Genomic DNA, 17,531 nt, shown 5'->3' with positions numbered 1-17,531 from the left:
CCCGCTCCTGGAGTCGGTGGGACACCGCTCCAGGGGCAGGGAGCGCAACGGAGATCAGCTCTGGGCCTGCTCGACGGGAGCGCGGCAGACGAACTCCGCATCGTCGGTCTCGAGCTGGGTGGGCTCGGGCTGCACGGAGGACCGCGGCTCGGAAGGCTGCGCCACCATGCCGTCGCAGAGGCCAGCCTCTCCGCACGTGATGAAGGAACCGTCGGTGTCCCAGCACACGGTGCTGCACGTCGTCCCGGACGTGCACTTGTAGTCACAGTACGGGGGATACGCGTTGGCGGACAACGGTGCGAGGAGCAGGGCAGGGATCAGGAGCAGGGAGCGGCGGATCAGGTTCATGGCGTACCTCGGGGTGGAGTGGCACCACGGCGGCTGAAGGCTGTCGGTGAGACGAAGACAGCCCGGCGCATGTTCGCCCGGAACCCAATGACAGATCAAACCCCACTCCTGGAGTCGGTGGGGACACCGATCCAGGAGCGGGGGGTGCGACGGAGATCAGCCCTGGGCCTGATCCGCGGGAGCGCGGCAGACGGCTTCCGCGTCATCGGACTGCACGGGCGCGGGCTGCACGGAGGCCTGAGGCTCGGACGGCGCTACCGGGATCCCACAGACGCCGTACTCACCGCAGGTGATGATGGTCCTGGCACCAATCACACAGAGCTTGCTGCAGCCGGAAGATGGATTGCAGGCATCGCCACAGTCCTGGGGCAGCGCTCCGGCCGTCAGGGGCGCCAGGGCGAGAAAGGCGATGCCTGCACGCAGCGACTTCAGGGACCTCTTCATGAGTACCTCCAGGGGAGCCAAGGGCTTTCGCGAACGGCCCCGCCATGCTCAGTCAGGTCACAATCGCAACTCAAACCCGGGAACGGGGTGAGTGACCAATGGAGGACAGTCGAGTTTGAGTTGCCATTGTTCGCGGCTGGCTTTGCGTGGCTGTCTTGCGGGAAGAGTCCAGCCCTGGAGGGATGCATGCGGATGCGTGTCATGGGAATGCTGTGGGTGCTCGCGGCCCTGAGCGGATGTGGCGGCGCGGAGCCGAAGGAAGAGGCGGACGTCGCCCGGGATGAGTCCGGGACGCGGAGCCAACTGGCCTATCCCTGCAACGGGACCTTGCAGTGGTACGCACCTCACTGGAGCGACAACACGCGCACGGTGCAGGTGGGCTTCGAAAGCTGCGTCTGCCCTTATTCCAGCACGGAGTCCTACAACTACACCTACGGGGGTGAGCTGACGGGCATCCGCAACTTCTGGAACGTCACCACGTGTCCCCGGAGGGAGCCGTACTGAGGCCGGGCCTGGCACAACCCATGAAGTCGCCCGCTCGTGAAACGCAGATCCAATCTAGCGCCTGAACGCCCGCTCAGTATCCTGATCAGGCGTGAGCTACGCCGAGCTGGTCTGCCGGTCCCACTTCTCCTTCCTGCACGGCGCCTCCCATCCGGAGGAACTGGTGGCCGCCGCGGCCCGGTTGGGGCTGTCCGCGTTGGCGCTGACGGATCGGGACGGGCTCTACGGCGTGGTGAAGGCGCACCTCGCGGCGAAGGAGCACGGCGTGAAGCTGCTCCTCGCCGCGGAGCTGACGCTGGAGGACGGCCCTCCGGTGGTGGTGTACGCGCGGGACGCGGCCGGGTACTCGAACCTGTGCCGGCTGGTGTCCCACGGCCGGATGACGCACCCCAAGGGCGAGGCGGGCGTGCCCTGGCGCAAGGTGGCGGAGCATGCGTCGGGGCTGCTCGCGCTGCTCCCGGGCCCCGCGCCGCTGGAGGCGGTGGCCCCACTGGCGGAGGCGTTCCCCGGGAGCTTCCACGTGGGCCTGAGCCGCTCGCTGTCGGCGGGGGACGCGGCCCGGGAGGCTCGAGCGGAGGCGCTGGCCCGCGCGCTGGGCGTGCCGCTGGTGGTCCACAACGACGTGCACACGCACCACCGCGACCGGCAGGTGCTCCAGGACGTGCTCACGTCCATCCGCCACGGGGTGACGGTGGATCAGGCGGGCACGCGGCTGTTCCCGAACGCGGAGCGGACGCTGAAGTCCCCCGGGGACATGGCGCGGCTGTTCGCGGACCGGCCGGACGCGCTGGCGCGCACGGTGGAGCTGGCGTCGCGCTGCGAGGCGTCCCTGGACGCGCTGCACTACCGCTTTCCGGAGGAGGACCTGCCGCAAGGCCGCACGGCGGATGAACACCTGCGAGCGCTCACGGAGGCGGGCCTGCGCACGCGCTATCCGGAGGGCGTGCCGTCCGCGGTGACGAAGCAGATCGACCACGAGCTGCGGCTCATCGCGGCGCTGGACTTCGCGGGGTACTTCCTGTCGCTGTGGGACATCGTGATGTTCGCGCGGGGGCGGGGCATCCTGTGCCAGGGGCGGGGCAGCGCGGCGAACTCGGCGGTCTGCTACGCGCTGGGCATCACGGCCATTGATCCGGTCCGGATGGGGCTCTTGTTCGAGCGCTTCCTCAGCATGGAGCGCAAGGAGCCGCCGGACATCGACGTGGACTTCGAGCACGAGCGGCGCGAGGAGGTGCTCCAGTACGTCTACGAGAAGCACGGCCGCCAGCACGCGGGCATGGTGTGCGAGGTCATCTGCTACCGGGGGCGGCTCGCGCTGCGCGAGGCGGGCAAGTCGCTGGGGTTGTCGTTGGATCAGGTGGACCGGCTGTCGCGGGTGGCCTCTTCGCACGGCTTCCAGGTGACGCCGGACGTGCTCCAGGAGGCGGGGCTGTCACCGACGGACGGGCGGGTGCTGCGGACGCTGTCGGTGGCGAAGGAGCTGGAGGGCGTGCCCCGGCACCTGTCCATCCACGTGGGCGGCTTCGTGATGACGCGCGAGCCGCTGGTGGACCTGGTGCCGGTGGAGAACGCGGCGATGCCGGGGCGCACGGTCATCCAGTGGGAGAAGGACGACATCAACGCGGTGGGCCTGCTGAAGGTGGACCTGCTGGCGCTGGGCATGTTGACGGCGCTGTCGCGCTGCTTCGCCCTGATCCACAAGCACTACGGCCGCGAGCTGTCCCTGGCCACGGTGCCGCCGGAGGACCCGAAGGTCTACGACATGCTGTGCAACGCGGACACGGTGGGTGTGTTCCAGATCGAGAGCCGCGCGCAGATGAACATGCTGCCAAGGCTCCAGCCCCGGGAGTTCTACGACCTGGTGGTGCAGATCGCCCTCATCCGGCCGGGGCCCATCGTGGGCAACATGGTGCACCCGTATCTGCGCAGGCGGCACGGCCAGGAGCCGGTGACGTACCCGAGCGACGAGGTGCGGGGCATCCTCCAGAAGACGCTGGGCGTGCCGCTCTTCCAGGAGCAGGCGATGCGGCTCGCGATGGTGGCGGCGGGCTTCAGCGCGGGAGAGGCGGACGGCCTGCGGCGGGCCTTGAGCCACAAGCAGGCGGAGGCGCGCATCCTCCCGTACCGGGGCCGCTTCTTGGAGGGCTGCGAGGCGAAGGGCTACACGCGCCAGCAAGCGGAGGAGTGGTTCGACCACTTCCGGGGGTTCGCGCACTACGGGTTCCCGGAGAGCCACTCCGCGAGCTTCGCGTTGATTGCCTATGCGTCCAGCTGGCTGAAGTGCCACTACCCGGCGGCCTTCACCGCGGCGCTGCTCAACTCACAGCCCATGGGGTTCTACGCGCCGCACACGCTGGTGGCGGACGTGCAGCGGCACGGCGTGGAGGTGCGGCCGGTGGACGTGCGCCGCTCGAGCTGGGACTGCACGTTGGAGGACGGGGCGGTGCGGCTGGGGCTGAAGATGGTGCGGGGGCTGGGCGAGTCCTCGGGCCGGGCGGTGGAGACCGCGAGGCGGGGGGACTACACGAGCGTGGGGGACCTGGCGCGGCGGGCGCGCATCCCCCGGCATGAACTGACGCGGTTGGCGTTGTCGGGGGCGCTGGCGTCGCTGTGCGGGGCGCGGAGGCAGGCGCTGTGGGAGATCCAGGCGCTGGGACCGCTGGACGCGGACGATCTGTTCTTCGGCATGCCCATGGATGGCACGGCGGTGCGATTGCCGCCCATGGGCGTCCAGGAGCGGGTGGTGGCGGATTACGACACGGTGGGCTTGTCGCTGGAGAAGCACCCCATGGAGCTGCTCCGGCCCACGTTGAAGCGGATGGGGGCGGTGACGGCCGAGGGGTTGAAGCGGGTGTCGGCGGGGCGGCCGGTGAAGGTGGGGGGGATGATGATCTGCCGGCAGATGCCGCCCACGGCGAAGGGGATCTGCTTCATCTCGCTGGAGGACGAGACGGGGATCGCCAACCTGGTGGTGCCCTCGGAGGTGTACGCGCGGTGCAGGCAGGAGATCCACGGCGCGCTGTTCCTCGTGGGGGAGGGGATGCTGGAGCGCTCGGGGAAGGTGACGAACGTGAAGACGCGCAGCGTGGTGTCCGTGCGGCAGTGAGACGCGAGGAACACGGCGCTACATCTGCACGTCTGTTCCCGTGATCCGTGGGTGAGGGGGCGGGAAGACCCACGGGGGCATGGAACAACCCGTATTGCTGGCGATATAGGTTGCTTCTGTCTGGAGTGTAGTAGCGTGGATCAGAACGGGAGGGTACTCAGTGCGCAACAGTCTTCGGTGGTTGGGGTCGCTGCTCGATCGCGTGGGCCTGTCTGAAGTGGTGGAGGAGGCGAGCGATTGGGTGCGGTACTACGCGCAGGGCAAGCCGCCCGTGCGCGAGCCTGCTGCGACCCGCGTCTCCCGTCCGGTGCACTCCGAGGCCCCGCGCGCGTCCGTGCATGAGGTGATCGAGTCCCTGCGCAACGCGATTCCGGATCGCCAGGTGGACGCGACGGTGGTGGAGGTGCCGTTCGAGGGCCGCATGGAGCTGGCGCCCGCCGCCCGCCGCAAGACGGCGCCCAAGGCGAAGAAGGCCGCGAGCAAGAAGACCGCGGCGAAGAAGGCCCCGGCCGCGAAGAAGGCGGCGCCCGCGAAGAAGAAGAGCGCGGCGAAGAAGGCCCCGGCCGCGAAGAAGGCGGCCACGTCCGGAGCCGCGAGCGAGGACGCGGTGTCGGTGCTGGAGACCGCGCTGCGAGGCCACGCCCGCCAGAAGGACCTGGTCTCCGCGGGCAAGGAGAAGGACCAGCTCCTGCGCTCGCTGATCCCGCTGTACCTGGCGAAGTCGCTGGACGTGGAGGTGACGTCCGGAACGACGTCGCGCTTCTGGAGCGGGCTGGGCGTGACCTACGCCGCGCCGAACGCCGCCAAGGCGCTGCGCCTGCACGCCGGCTACGCCCAGGACACCAAGAAGGGCAAGGCCATCACCGCCAAGGGCATCCGCTACGTGGAAGACGCCCTCGCGCAGGCCGCCAAGTAGTCCGGCCAGACGCTTCAAGCTTTGAAGGACCACGGGCGCTCCCGGGAAGAACCCGGGAGCGCCCGTGTCGTGTGACGTCAGGACTTCAGTACGCGAAGCAATGCACCCCCGCATCTGTCGGGAGCGGAGGGGTCGCGGGGTCGCCGCAGTAGCCCGCATGGTAGGCGACGTTGCAGACCGTGCCACCGTCGGTCTCCGTGCCGCTCCCCGAGAAGGTGTTGGGATAGGAGCCCCACACCGGACAGCCATAGTCGCTGCAGTACGTGTGGATGCCGTTGTAGCAGGCGCCGAGCGTGGACTGATGTCCGGGCGACCCGGAGATGTCGATGGCGTGGCGGAATTTGTTCAGCTGGTTGCCGTAGATCCAGCTGTTGAGGGTGTTGGACACCACCACGCCCATGTCCCCTCCAGCCGGAGCGCCCTGGGAGTCGAAGATGTTGAACCCCACGAAGCCCCAGTTGACCCGGTACAGCGTCATACCCAGCTCGTTCTTGTAGAAGCGGTTGTCCCGGACGTAGAGGTGGTCGATGAAGCCGCGCAGCGGATCCGTCTGGGCGAAGTAGGACTGCGCCGCGTCGAACATGTGCTGCCGCAGGTCCAGCACGTGCTGGAAGCTCTGGAGCTCCGCGGGGTGGTAGCCCACCAACCGCTGGAAGGTGCAGTCATCCGCGTGGGCATACTGGCTGCCGTCCGTCAGGAAGCCCAGCTTGAAGCCCGACACGAAGTTCTCCGTGTAGGTCGTGGACTGCGAATAGGGCAGGTGTCCGTCGGTGCTCATCCCGAAGAAGTTCTCCGCCGCGGTGGGCTTGCGGATCGCGACGTTCTTGAAGACGTCCGTGTGACCGCCCACCACGTTGATCGCCACCTTCACGTCGCAGATGGAGTTGTGGTGGACCTGCGAGCGCGCGTTGGGATTGCCCAGGAACTCGTACGGATGGACCGCGCAGTAGCTCGGCGTGCCCCACTCCGTCGTCGGCGCCACGCTCACGCAGTAGGCGTCCTCGGGCCGTGGGAGTCCGCTGTCCAGCTTGTCATCGGTGCCTGCGTCGCCTCCCTTGAAAGGGCTCGGCTCTGGGCATCCCCCGTCGACGTCAGCAGGCGCGGAGGTACCATCGGCGTTGCAGATCCCCGGACGGCAGTACTTCGCATTCTTGCTGAAGAGCATGTTCTTCTCGAAGAGGCCGGGACCGGTGGGGCACCCTTCCGGCGGCTTCGGCGTCAGGGTGAGCTTCAGTCCAGGGACCGTCTGACATTGAGGGTCCTCCTTGATGTAGACGGTGTTGAAGCCAAACGAAATGGCCCCGCCCACGTGGGCGATCTTCAAGTGGTGCAGGTTGATGGGTGCGCCCGTGGTGTTGTTGGACTGCTGGACACGCACCCCCACGGTCGGCAACCGGTTGTCGTTGAGGAAGTTCACGGGCGGCGTCGCCGCCGTGGGCTCGTGCCCATCCAGGTCGAGGATGGAGTTGAGCGTGTGCCCTCGGGACGGGCAGTCCTGGGCCCGGCTGTACCCGATCCGGTTCGTGCCCGACAGGGTGAGGTATGAAACGCTGACATTCGCCAGTTGTTGAGCCGCGGGAAGGTTGGGGTCGTCATCCACCAGGACCAGGGCCTCGAGCTTCACGGCGCTCGGAACGTTGATGACGGTGGGGGCCGTGTCGTACTGCTGCGAGCCCTCCAGGTGGATGCCACTGGGGACATGGAGACCCACGCCGTGGCTAAAGGGGCCAGAGATGGGATAGTTCGGGGCCGGGATCTTGGTCTGATCCGTGACGGTGATGACGCCCGGATCGAGCACGACCTTCGGGTAGCCGTTCTGCTTCGCCCAGTCGATGGCCTTCTGATACCAGATGCTCCGGGGCCCCGTGGTGGTGACCACCGAGTTGTCATCGACGCAGAGGATGCTCGAGTCGCCCCGGCAAGCCATTCCCATCTGGCCGGGAGCGCAGAACGAGCCCTCATACCAGCCATTGCTGTTGTAGACGCGGGCGCACATCACACCCGGCAGGGTGTCCGGGTCGATGAAGGCGCCCGCATCGAAGATTCCCCCGTCGCCACCCGGGAAGCCCGGCTCGTTGGGGATCTCCGGCTCCTCCATGGCGACCACGACGCGGCTGTCGGTGCCGCCATCGGACGCGGGATCGGGTTGGGAAACGCACCCGGACGCAAGGACCAGGGGCAGGGTGCAAAGCAATTGGCGGAAGACAACGAGAGGATCCGGCAGGGGTGTTGGCATTGCCGGCCTCTTATTTCAAACATCTATCAAAAGATAGACGTCAGCCCGCCAGCTCCGAGCGCGAACCCGGAATGGCAGGGTTGTCCGTCCGCCGGTACGTGGCCACCACGGAGTACTTCGTGTCCGCCATGTGGTTCCGGCTCGCCGCGTGGAACAGCCGCGCGTGGAAGAGCAGCACATCCCCGGGGGACAGCCTCACGTATCGCGCGCTTTCAATGAGCGCCGCGTTCTCCGGCAGATCCGGCCGCAGGAACAGCTTCGCGTCGTAGCGCTCCGGCGCGAACTGCATCCGGTGCGTGCCGGGCAATACCTTCAGGCCGCCGTTCTCCGGCGTCTCCGCGCCCAATGCCAACCAAGTGGAGATGAGCTCCGGCCGCGTGAAGGCCCAATACCTCACGTCCTGGTGCCACCCCGTGTCCGACGAGAAGCTCGGCTGCTTCGTCATCACGCAGTTGTGGTGCGCCCGCGCCTGCACCACCGGCCCGTCCAGCAGCTGCCCCAGCGCATCCCTCATCCGCGCGTCGTCGAACCACGCCGCGAAGAGGGACGAACGCCCATGCGCCTTCAGCAACCGCCGCACTGTCCGCCCGCCCTCGGCGTCGATGCTCGCCGGTGAGCCCGGATAGGCCACGTCGGCTTCGTACTCCACCGGGCCGTCACCGGAGGCGAGCTGCTCCAGGATGACGGCCCGCATCCGCTCACACGTCCCGCCCTCCACGAAGGACGGCAGGACGAGATACCCATCGGTGGCGAAGCGCTGGCACTGCTCGGGGCTCAGGACGGACATGGCGCCCGCTTCTTAACGGGCGCGCCCGCCGCATGCACCTGCCGCGATGCTCAGCCCAACAGCCGCGAGTCATCCAGGTCGATTTCATCCTGGATGAGGTCCACGCCGTTCTGCCGGAAGCGCCGCGCCGCCGCCCGGCTGCGCGGGCCGTGCCCGTGCTCCAGGCACCACTGCGCGTGCTCGCTGAGCAGCGCCAATTCCAGCGTGCGCCCCAGCGTCAGGGAGAAGCGCCGCGCTCCGGCCTCCATCGTGGTGGGGTTCGCCATCGCGCCGGACACCCAGGCCCGCGCGTGCTCCAGCGCGTCGTGCGCCGTCTTCACGCACGGCCGCAGGCCCGCGTCCGTCACCTTCGACAGGCGGCCCTCCACCTCGTGGAAGAACGCCTCCAGCGTGCCTTCCTTCGCCAGCGCGCGCAGCGAGTCCAGCGACAGCACGTTCGTCGTGCCCTCCCAGATGGACAGCACCTGCGCGTCCGCCTGGATGCGCGGCAGGCCCGTGTCCTCCACGTAGCCCGCGCCGCCGAAGGACTCCGTCACCTCCGACGTGATGTGCACCACCTGCCGGCCCGTGGTCAGCTTCGCCAGCGGCGTCACCAGCCGCTGCAACAAGAGCTCCTGCTCCGTCGCCGTGCGCGTCTCCAGCTTGCCCAACAGCTCCACGCCGCGGAACGCCAGCAGGAAGCCCGCCTGGAACTCCGCCTCCAGCCCCGCCAGCGTGTCCATGTGCAGCGGCTTCTCCGACAGCGGCGCGCCGAACTGCACCCGGCGCTTCGCGTAGTCGTGCGCCAGCGCCATCGCGCGGCGCATGCTCCACGTGGCGCCCATCGCGTTCCAGGTGCGCGTCACGTTCAGCATCATCGCCATGTTGCGGATGCCGTCCGTCAGCCCCGCCACCGGCACCGCCAGCGTCCCGTCCAGCGTCAGCTCCGCGGTGGGCACCTTGCGTGTGCCCAGCTTGTCCTTCAGCCGGTTGATCTGGATGCCATTGAGCCGGCCCTGCGCGTCCCGCGTCTCCACGAAGAAGAGCGCCAGCCCCTTGCCACCGGGGCCGTTGCCCGTGGGGCGCGCCAGCGTCAGCGCCATCTGCGCCGTCGTCGCGGACGTGAACCACTTCGTGCCGTACAGCCGCCAGCCCTCGGGGGACTGCCGCGCCTCCGTCAGCGTCAGGCCCACGTCCGAGCCGCCCGTGCGCTCCGTCATCCACTGGCCCGACGTCCAGAACGTCGCCGGATCACGCGACGTCAGGCGGGGCAGGGCGTGGTCGATGAGCGCCTGGTTGCCCAGCGACAGGAGCGACCGCGCCGCGCCGTCCGTCATCGCCAGCGGACACGAGTAGACGTCCAGCGACGGCTGCACCAGGTAGTTCAGCGCGAACTGGTGCACGCGGCTGAGCGCGCCGTTCTTCTGCTCATAGGCGACCGCGATCAGGCCCTTCTTCGCCGTCAGCGCCTCCGCCTCCTTCCACAGCGGTGTCACCTCGATGTGGTCGATGCGCTGACCCCACGGGCTCCACTGCGTGAGCACGGGCTCGTTCAGCCGGTCGCGCTGCTGGAACTCGTAGAAGTACTTGCCTCCCAGCTCCCCCAGCTCGCGGAAGTCATCCTGGAGCGAGCGGAACATTTCCTCCGGAAGGGTGCGGGCGAGGTAGCTCTGGAAGAACGTGTCGTCGTCGTACTGGTTGCCAAGACCGGGGGGCGCCTGGAAGAAGCTCATGGCCCGAAGTTAACACCGCTGACACGACGGTGGGGTACAGTGGCGTCCCCCTCCCGCCGGAGCCGTGATGGCTGACTTTCCCCGCAGGCCCCCCCCTGGCCCAGGTTCGTCTTCCCTCGACGCCGAGCAGGACGAGAATCGCAGCATCACTCCGCTGGAGACGCCCGCCGCGACGGCGAACCCCGTCCTGTCCGCACCTCCCCGGCCGCGCTCGCCCACCACCGCCGGCATGCCCCTGGGCGGAGAGCAGCGGACGGAGCCCACCCGCTCCAGGGCTGCTCAACCCGCGCCGCTGCCCTCCGTCATCTTCGATCCGATGCCGCGCCCCCGCGTGCCGCCCGCGCAGTCCGCTGGCGTGGCCCCGCCGGGCGCGCCGCCGCCCTTCAACGAGGAGATGCTCGACGTCCAGACGGAGCGGCGCACCGCTCCCCCCGGCCGCCTCCTCCGCAGGATCCTGACCGTCGCGCGGCCCCTGGCATGGAGCGCCGCGGTCCGGAGGCGGAGCGCCGCGGTCCTCCCCCGGAGGCGGACCGCCGTGGCGCGGCTCCCGGAGCGCCCGACCGTCGCGGTTCGGCGGCGGCACCGCAGCAGGGCTACGTGGGCCCGGAGCGGCGCGGCTTCCGTCGCGGTGAAGCGGCGGATGCCCCGGCGACGAACCGCTTCTGGCCCGCGCAGCCGAAGACGCTCCAGGAGGCCGGCCTCAACACCACGTTCGTGGAGGAATTGGTCCTCAAGGCCATCTTCTTCGCGGGTGAAATGCGCGGCATGGACGTGGCCACGCGCCTGCAACTGCCCACCGCGCTGGTGGACGAGGTCATCGAGGGACTGCGCCGCCAGAAGTACATCGACATCCGTGGCGGTGGCGCGTCCGGCGTGGGCCGCTCCACGATGATCTACCAGCTCACGACCTTCGTGACCGACGTGCTGCGGCAGATCCTGGACCGCAACCGCTACAACGGCCCGGCGCCCGTGCCGTTCAACGAATGGGTCGCGGCCGTGAAGCAGCAGACCGTGCGCGGCAACCGCATCACCCGCCAGCGCATGCAGGACAAGTTCGGCGACCTGATCATCCGCGACTACATCTTCGACGGCATCGGCCCGGCGATGAACTCCGGACGCGCCATCTTCTTCTACGGCCCTCCGGGCAACGGCAAGACGGCCATCTGCCAGGGCATGGTCAACTGCTACGAGGGGGACATCTTCGTCCCGCACGCGGTGCTCATCGACGACTTCGTGGTGAAGATGTTCGACGCGAACATCCACCGCGCGGTGGAGGACGAGCCCGGCGCGCCCTCGTACGACCGCCGCTGGGTGCGCTGCCGCCGGCCGCTGGTGGTGGTGGGCGGTGAGCTCACGCTGGAGATGCTCGACCTCGTCTACACCCCGGAGGTGAAGTACTACGAGGCGCCGTTCCAGATGAAGGCATCCAACGGGATGCTCCTCATCGACGACTTCGGCCGCCAGAAGGTGTCCCCGAAGGATCTTCTCAACCGGTGGATCGTCCCGCTGGAGAGCGACGTGGACATCCTCACGCTCCATACCGGCAAGAAGATCCAGGTGCCCTTCGACGTGTTCGCCGCCTTCTCCACCAACCTGGATCCCAGCGCCCTCGTGGACGACGCCTTCTTGCGCCGCGTCCGCTACAAGCTGGAGGTGCAGCGCCCGGACGAGGAGCAGTTCCACGAGATCTTCCAGGTGATGTGCAGGAAGCGCGGTGTGCCCTACGACGCGCGCGCCGTGGACTACCTCATCGACGAGCACTACCGCCCGCACAACCGGCCCTTCGCCGCGTGCCAGCCTCGCGACCTGTTGGATCAGGTCATCGACATGGCGCATTACCAGGGGGCGGCCCCGCGCCTGGATCCCGCGCTGCTCGACTCCGCCGTGCGCAGCTACTTCGTGCGCTTCGACAAGCCCCAGACGTCCTCGCCCACCTCGGCGTCCGCGGGCTGAAGCGGCTGGGGGCCGTCCCCCGCGAACGGCCCCCACGGCGACGGCTGGAGCCACGTGCGCACCGTCTCCACGGGCACGTTGGCCAGCACGTCCACCATGGACAGCCCCGTCACGAAGCGCCCCTCGCGCCCCTGCGCGTAGTCCGGGTGGCGGAAGCGCTGCCACAACAGGCGCACGTCCACCGCGCGGAAGCGCTCCGGCTTCAGGTACACCGTGGAGCCCGTCCCCGAGTAGTACGTGTGCGCGCCCGTCTGGAGGCAGTACTCCACCAGCCGCTGCGTCTTGTCCTCGCCCCGGCGCTCCAGCGTGGAGGACAGCACCAGGTTCGGCTCCAAGCCCAGCGGCGCGTAGAACAGCGCCATGCTGGACAGGAGCACGCGCAACAGCGACCCCGGGCCGGACTCGCGCGCGGCGGCGTCGTAGAAGGGCTCCACCAGCGGCAGCACCTGCGCGCGGAAGTGGGGCCGGCCTCCGTAGAGCGTCACCAGCGCCTGGAGATGTTTGCGCGCCCAGGGCTGGCTCGAGTCAATCGCCAGGTCGCGGATGCGCGTGTCGCGGTGCGGATCCTCCAGCGGGATGGACAGCCACTGGAAGCCCGGCTCGGACGGGGGCGGCGTGGGCACGCCGTGGGGCAGGGCGACGCGCGTGCGGCGCTGCCATCCGCGCCTCAGCCACTGCACGTCGTCCAGCACCACCAGCGTGCCGGCGCGGGCCACCTGCTCGTAGAAGTCCACCCACGGCAGGTAGTGGGGCTGCTCGGCGACGAGGACTCCAGGGTGTCCGGACACGCTCCGGATGATAGGGCCTTTCAGCCGCCGCGCACCGGGTGACGGAACACCGGAGGGAACACGCGCGGGGCCTTCTTCTTGCGCACGCAGGTGGTCTCCGCGCTCATGTAGCAGGCGGAGAACGCGCGCCGCCGCTGTCCGGGCCGGCCGCGCCCGGAGCGGTGCCAGACGTGGTTGTGCACGAGCAGCGCCTCCCCGGCCCGCACCGGCAGGGACACCACATGGGCCTCCGCGTCCGCCGCCTCCACGCGGTCCGGCGGAATCACGCCGCCCAGCGCCGTCACCAGTCCCGCGCGGTGGCTGCCCGGAATCACCTCGAGGCAACCGCCGCCCTCCGGCGCGTCGTCCAGCGCGGTCCAGATTTGAAGGTCCGGCTCGCGCGTGAGGCCCCACAGCTTTCCGCCGTCCTGATGGAAGGGCAGGTTGCTGCCGCCCGCCGGGCCCTTGTGGAAGAGGATGGCGCGGTACAGGACGATGTCGCCGGGGATGCGCGCGCGGGCGATCCGCTCGAACAGCGGGTTCTCCAGCCACGCGAGGAAGCGCGGATCCTTCTCCAGCTTCTCCAGCTTGCGGTAGTCCAGGGACGGGCCCTGCCAGCCCAGCCCCAGGGGCGCGTCCTCGTAGCGGCCGGTGGCGGCGTCCGGTTGGAAGAACATCCCCGGGTACACCACGCGGCCGAGCATCAGGTCGTCCGCCCGCTCGCGCAGGGACTCCACGCCCGCGTCGTCCAGCACGCGGCCCAGGCGCGCGAAGCCGTGCGCCTCGTAGTGGGCGAGCACGGCCGCCACGTCCAACCCTTCCGCCTCCTCGCTGAGCATCGCGCGCACCATTGCCTGGAGGCCCGGGCGCGTCCAGCCCGGCCTTGTGCGGACAGGGGAGGGCGCCCTCGTGAGAGGGGCTGTCCGCCCTTGCACCCACGCCTGCCCGGCCGCATGGTGGGCGGGGATGCCCTACCGTCGCGCCACGCACCTCGTCTCCGCCCCGGATGGCACCCGGGTGGCGGTCCACACCCACAGCTCGGGCATGCCGGAGGAAGGCCGCGACGCAGCGCTCGCGGACCGCCCCACGGTGCTGCTGACCAACGGCATTGGCACGTCGGAGAATTTCTGGCGCCACATCGTCGCCGACCTGGAGCAGGACCACCGCGTGGTGCACTGGGACTACCGCGGCCACGGCATGAGCGAGGAGTCGCGCGACAACGACTACCGCGTCCAGGTGCACGTGGACGACCTGGAGCGCGTCACCGAGGCGGCCATGGCGCGCGGCGACGGCCGGCCTCCGCACCACATCGCCTTTTCCATGGGCGTGCGCATCCTGCTGGAGCTGTACCGCCGCCGGCCGGACCTGGTGCCGTCCATGACGCTCATCGCGGGGACGCCGGGCGTGCCGGGCTCGGCGGATCCGCGCTGGGGATCCCGCATTGCGTTGTCCGCCGCGAAGGGGATGCTGGCCGCCGGAACGCCCTGGGTGCCGGTGGTGGCGCCCGCGGTGAAGGCCTTCCTCGCGACTCCGCTGGCGGATCCGCTGGCGAGGGCCGTGGGCGCGCTGCGGCCCCGGGCTCCGCGCGAGGACATCGCCGAGTTCCTCGACGCGCTCTACCACATGAGTCCGCAGGCCTATTGGCGCACGCTGCGAGGCCTCACGGAGGGCCACGCCTGGGACGTCCTCCCGACCATCCGGGTGCCCGTGCTGATCATCGCCGCGAGCAACGACGTCCTCGTGCCCCTGTCGGAAGTGCAGCGGTTGCACCGCGCGCTGCCCCAGGCCCACTGGCTCCAGGTGGATGACGCCGGCCACGCGGGCCTCCTGGAGGCCGGGACGGAGATCGCCCAGTCCGTTCGGGGCTTCCTGGATGCGCATGGATTGGCGGATTCAACCTCCACGCAAACCCCCGGGACTCCAGGCTGAGGCCGGGCCGGTCCGGATGACCCATCCGCACTGCCAGGTCTTGAGAATCCGGTGACCCCAAGGGTTCCATGTCCGTGGGCCAGAAGTCACCGGGAGGGGTTTGCGTCGGCCTGTAATTTTGTGGTTTGTGAGGAGGCTCAGTACTCAACACGGAGTCTCCATGTCCTGGTCTTCCCGGCACCTGCTGGTCCCTTTGTCAGCGGTGCTGTTGGTCTTGTCGGCGTGCGGTGGTGATGACGACAAGAACCCTGTCTGCGGCAACGGCATCATCGAGAGTGGCGAAGCGTGCGACGACGGCAACCGCGTCGAAGGCGACCGCTGCAACAACAGCTGTCAGGTGACCACGCCCACGACCGACGCAGGCACCAACACGGACGCCGGCACTGACGCGGGCACGGAGACCGACGCGGGCACCGAGACGGACGCGGGCACCGAGACGGACGCCGGCACCGAGACGGACGCGGGCACGGCCACCGACGCGGGCACGGAGACGGACGCCGGGACGGCCACCGACGCGGGCACGGAGACGGACGCGGGCACGGAGACGGACGGCGGCTCTGGCCCGGTCGACGCGGGTACGGACGCGGGCACGGAGACGGATGCCGGCACCGAGACGGACGCGGGCACCATTGACGCGGGCACGGACGCCGGGACGGAGACGGACGCGGGCACGGATGGCGGCGCCATCGACGGCGGCCCGGCTCCGGACGCGGGCACGGGTTCGGACGCGGGCACCGATGCGGGCACCACGGCGACGCTCAGCGCGCTGGAGCCGGCCGCGGTCTTCGCGCGCTCGGGCACCACGGGTGAGACGATTCCGGAGCCGCTCGCGGTGTCGCTGAGCGCCGAGGCCACCACGGACGTCGTGGTCCAGGTCACCTCGTCCAGCCCCTCCATCGTCATCGCGAACAACGGCCAGGTGACGGTGCCCGCGGGCTCGCGCTCCGCGCCGGTCGTCGTGACGGCGGACTCCGCGGCGGGCTCCGCCAAGGCGACGCTGACGGCCACGCTGGGCGCGGACTCGCGCACCGCCACCGTGCGCGTGCTCGGCGCGACGGAAGCGGCCTCGCTGGCGTTCCTGTCGCCGGAGACGGTGTCCCTGTCCTCCGGTCAGACGGCCAACGTCACCGTGACGCTCGACATCCCGGCCGCGGAGGCCACGTCCATCGCGCTGTCCACGACGGGCAACGTGGGCTCCGTGCCGGCCACCGTGACGGTGCCGGCCAACGAGATCTCCGCCAAGTTCACCTTCACCGCTGGCGCGGTCGGCTCCACGGGCACCATCGTGGCCACGCTCAACGGCCAGTCCGTGTCCGCCCAGGCGCAGGTCACCGCCGCCCCCACGACGAACCACGTCGTCATCAGCGAGGTCGCGGGCGGTGGCCCCGGCGGCGCGGGCGATGAGTTCGTGGAGCTCTACAACCCGACGAACGCGGAGGTGAACATCGGCGGCTGGAAGCTCCAGTACAAGAGCGCCACCGGCGCCACCTACAGCGGTTCCTTCACGCTGCCGAACACCGCTCGCATCGCGGCCCACGGCTACTTCCTGCTGACCAACCGGGACTACGTGGGCACGGTCACCACCGACCAGAGCTGGGGCACCACCTTCGCCATGAGCGCCTCCGCGGGCCACGTCCGCATCGGGTCCGCGGCGATGGGCACCACTCCGGGTGACGCGAACGCGGTGGACACGGTGGGCTTCGGCGGCACGGCGGACTCGGCGGAGGGCAAGAGCCCCGTCACCGGGACCATCGCGAACAACGGCAGCATCGAGCGCAAGGCCAACGCCGGCTCGTCCGCGGCCACGATGGAGGGTGGCTCGGACGCGGCGAAGGGCAACAGCTACGACACCAACGTGAACAGCGCGGACTTCATCCTGCGCACCACGCGCAACCCGCAGAACAAGGCGAGCGGCACGGAAACGCCTTGACGCACTGAGCAGTAGAACGGCCCCCACCGTCCGTCCAGGAACGGTGGGGGCTGGAAATACCCGCGCGCTTTCGCCATAAGCGGGGGCGTGCGAGTCGTCTCCTGGAACGTCAACGGTCTGCGCTCCATCCACCGCAAGGGCTTCCTCCCGTGGCTGTCCAAGGCCCGGGCGGACATCGTGGGGCTGCAGGAGGTGCGCGCCCGCGTGGAGCAGCTCCCCGCGGAGGTGCGCGCCCCCCGCCGTTGGAAGACCCACTTCGTGGCCGCGGAGCGCCCCGGCTACAGCGGCGTGGGCCTCTTCAGCCGCCACGAACCGGAAGAGCTCACCACCACCCTGGACGCGCCGGAGATGGACGCGGAGGGCCGCCTCCAGTTCGCCCGCTTCGGCAAGCTCACCGTGGTCAACGGCTACTTCCCCAACGGCAACGGGAAGGACCGGGACCTCTCCCGCATCCCCTTCAAGCTGGACTTCTACCGCCGGCTCTTCGCGCGCCTGGAGAAGCCGCTGCGCGACAACCAGCGCGTGCTGGTGATGGGGGACTTCAACACCGCCCACCAGGACATCGACCTGGCGCGCCCGCGCGAGAACCGCGAGACGAGCGGCTTCCGCCCGGAGGAGCGCGCGGAGTTCGACCGGTGGATCCGCGCGGGCTGGGTGGACACCTTCCGCCACTTCAACTCCGGTGGTGGCCACTACTCCTGGTGGAGCCAGCGCGCCGGCGTGCGCGAGAAGAACATCGGCTGGCGCATCGACTACGTGCTCGCCACCCCCGCGGCGCTCGCCTTCGTGAAGAAGGCGGCCGTGCACTCGGACGTCCACGGGTCGGATCACTGCCCGGTGAGCGTGGACCTGGATCCCGCGGTCCTCGCTTGAACCCCCTCATGCCCAAGGGACACTTC

At 69.6% G+C, this 17,531-nt stretch carries 15 protein-coding genes; 7 read left to right on the top strand and 8 right to left on the bottom strand.

Annotated features, from left to right (window positions below):
• Nucleotides 1-54: 54 nt before the first annotated feature.
• Nucleotides 55-348 (bottom strand): hypothetical protein, encoded by a 294-nt coding sequence (locus ACX114_RS21030; protein ID WP_459287154.1) that lies wholly within the window; start codon nt 346-348, stop codon nt 55-57.
• Between the two features lie 156 nt (nt 349-504).
• A complete protein-coding gene (locus tag ACX114_RS21025; protein ID WP_459287152.1) occupies nt 505-792 on the bottom strand; it encodes a hypothetical protein in 288 nt (95 codons plus the stop codon).
• Nucleotides 793-978: 186 nt separating this feature from the next.
• Between ACX114_RS21025 and ACX114_RS21020 the strand changes: the two genes are divergently transcribed.
• The 3 genes from ACX114_RS21020 to ACX114_RS21010 all read left to right on the top strand — a co-directional run bounded on the left by ACX114_RS21020 (nt 979) and on the right by ACX114_RS21010 (nt 5,318).
• Entirely contained in the window at nt 979-1,296 is a 318-nt protein-coding gene (locus tag ACX114_RS21020; protein WP_459287150.1) for a hypothetical protein, read from the top strand.
• A gap of 91 nt (nt 1,297-1,387) precedes the next feature.
• Nucleotides 1,388-4,402: an error-prone DNA polymerase gene (locus ACX114_RS21015; protein ID WP_459287148.1), complete on the top strand. Its 3,015-nt coding sequence runs from the start codon at nt 1,388-1,390 to the stop codon at nt 4,400-4,402.
• Between the two features lie 160 nt (nt 4,403-4,562).
• A complete protein-coding gene (locus tag ACX114_RS21010; protein ID WP_459287146.1) occupies nt 4,563-5,318 on the top strand; it encodes a hypothetical protein in 756 nt (251 codons plus the stop codon).
• A gap of 85 nt (nt 5,319-5,403) precedes the next feature.
• On the opposite strand, the gene ACX114_RS21005 is transcribed toward ACX114_RS21010, so the two are convergent.
• The 4 genes from ACX114_RS21005 to ACX114_RS20990 form a co-directional block, all read right to left on the bottom strand.
• A complete protein-coding gene (locus tag ACX114_RS21005) occupies nt 5,404-7,554 on the bottom strand; it encodes a hypothetical protein (RefSeq protein ID WP_459287144.1) in 2,151 nt (716 codons plus the stop codon).
• A 40-nt stretch (nt 7,555-7,594) separates the two neighbouring features.
• Nucleotides 7,595-8,341, bottom strand: a complete 747-nt coding sequence (locus tag ACX114_RS21000) for a phytanoyl-CoA dioxygenase family protein (RefSeq protein WP_459287142.1) — start codon at nt 8,339-8,341, stop codon at nt 7,595-7,597.
• A 50-nt stretch (nt 8,342-8,391) separates the two neighbouring features.
• Complete coding sequence (locus ACX114_RS20995; protein ID WP_459287140.1) at nt 8,392-10,053, bottom strand: acyl-CoA dehydrogenase family protein; 1,662 nt, start codon at nt 10,051-10,053, stop codon at nt 8,392-8,394.
• A 279-nt stretch (nt 10,054-10,332) separates the two neighbouring features.
• Nucleotides 10,333-10,476, bottom strand: a complete 144-nt coding sequence (locus ACX114_RS20990; RefSeq protein ID WP_459287138.1) for a hypothetical protein — start codon at nt 10,474-10,476, stop codon at nt 10,333-10,335.
• Nucleotides 10,477-10,530: 54 nt separating this feature from the next.
• On the opposite strand from ACX114_RS20990, the gene ACX114_RS20985 reads away from it, so the two are divergent.
• Nucleotides 10,531-12,006 (top strand): ATPase, encoded by a 1,476-nt coding sequence (locus ACX114_RS20985; protein ID WP_459287137.1) that lies wholly within the window; start codon nt 10,531-10,533, stop codon nt 12,004-12,006.
• On the opposite strand, the gene ACX114_RS20980 is transcribed toward ACX114_RS20985, so the two are convergent.
• Nucleotides 11,946-12,794, bottom strand: coding sequence for a WbqC family protein (locus tag ACX114_RS20980; RefSeq protein WP_459287135.1), 849 nt, complete (start codon nt 12,792-12,794; stop codon nt 11,946-11,948). The genes ACX114_RS20985 and ACX114_RS20980 overlap by 61 nt on opposite strands.
• 20 nt (nt 12,795-12,814) lie before the next feature.
• On the bottom strand, nt 12,815-13,612 hold the full coding sequence (locus ACX114_RS20975; RefSeq protein ID WP_459287133.1) for a phytanoyl-CoA dioxygenase family protein: 798 nt from the start codon (nt 13,610-13,612) through the stop codon (nt 12,815-12,817).
• A 127-nt stretch (nt 13,613-13,739) separates the two neighbouring features.
• Between ACX114_RS20975 and ACX114_RS20970 the strand changes: the two genes are divergently transcribed.
• The 3 genes from ACX114_RS20970 to ACX114_RS20960 all read left to right on the top strand — a co-directional run bounded on the left by ACX114_RS20970 (nt 13,740) and on the right by ACX114_RS20960 (nt 17,505).
• Entirely contained in the window at nt 13,740-14,702 is a 963-nt protein-coding gene (locus tag ACX114_RS20970) for an alpha/beta fold hydrolase (RefSeq protein WP_459287131.1), read from the top strand.
• 160 nt (nt 14,703-14,862) lie between these two features.
• Nucleotides 14,863-16,632: a lamin tail domain-containing protein gene (locus ACX114_RS20965; protein ID WP_459287130.1), complete on the top strand. Its 1,770-nt coding sequence runs from the start codon at nt 14,863-14,865 to the stop codon at nt 16,630-16,632.
• Nucleotides 16,633-16,719: 87 nt separating this feature from the next.
• The gene (locus tag ACX114_RS20960; protein WP_459287128.1) at nt 16,720-17,505 is read left to right on the top strand and encodes an exodeoxyribonuclease III; all 786 of its coding nucleotides are present in this window, start codon (nt 16,720-16,722) and stop codon (nt 17,503-17,505) included.
• The last annotated feature ends 26 nt before the right edge of the window (nt 17,506-17,531 follow it).

The sequence above is a fragment of the Corallococcus sp. M7 genome (genome assembly GCF_054512695.1).
The sequence above is the reverse complement of the archived record's forward strand: the minus strand, read 5'-3'. Positions and strand labels throughout refer to the sequence as shown.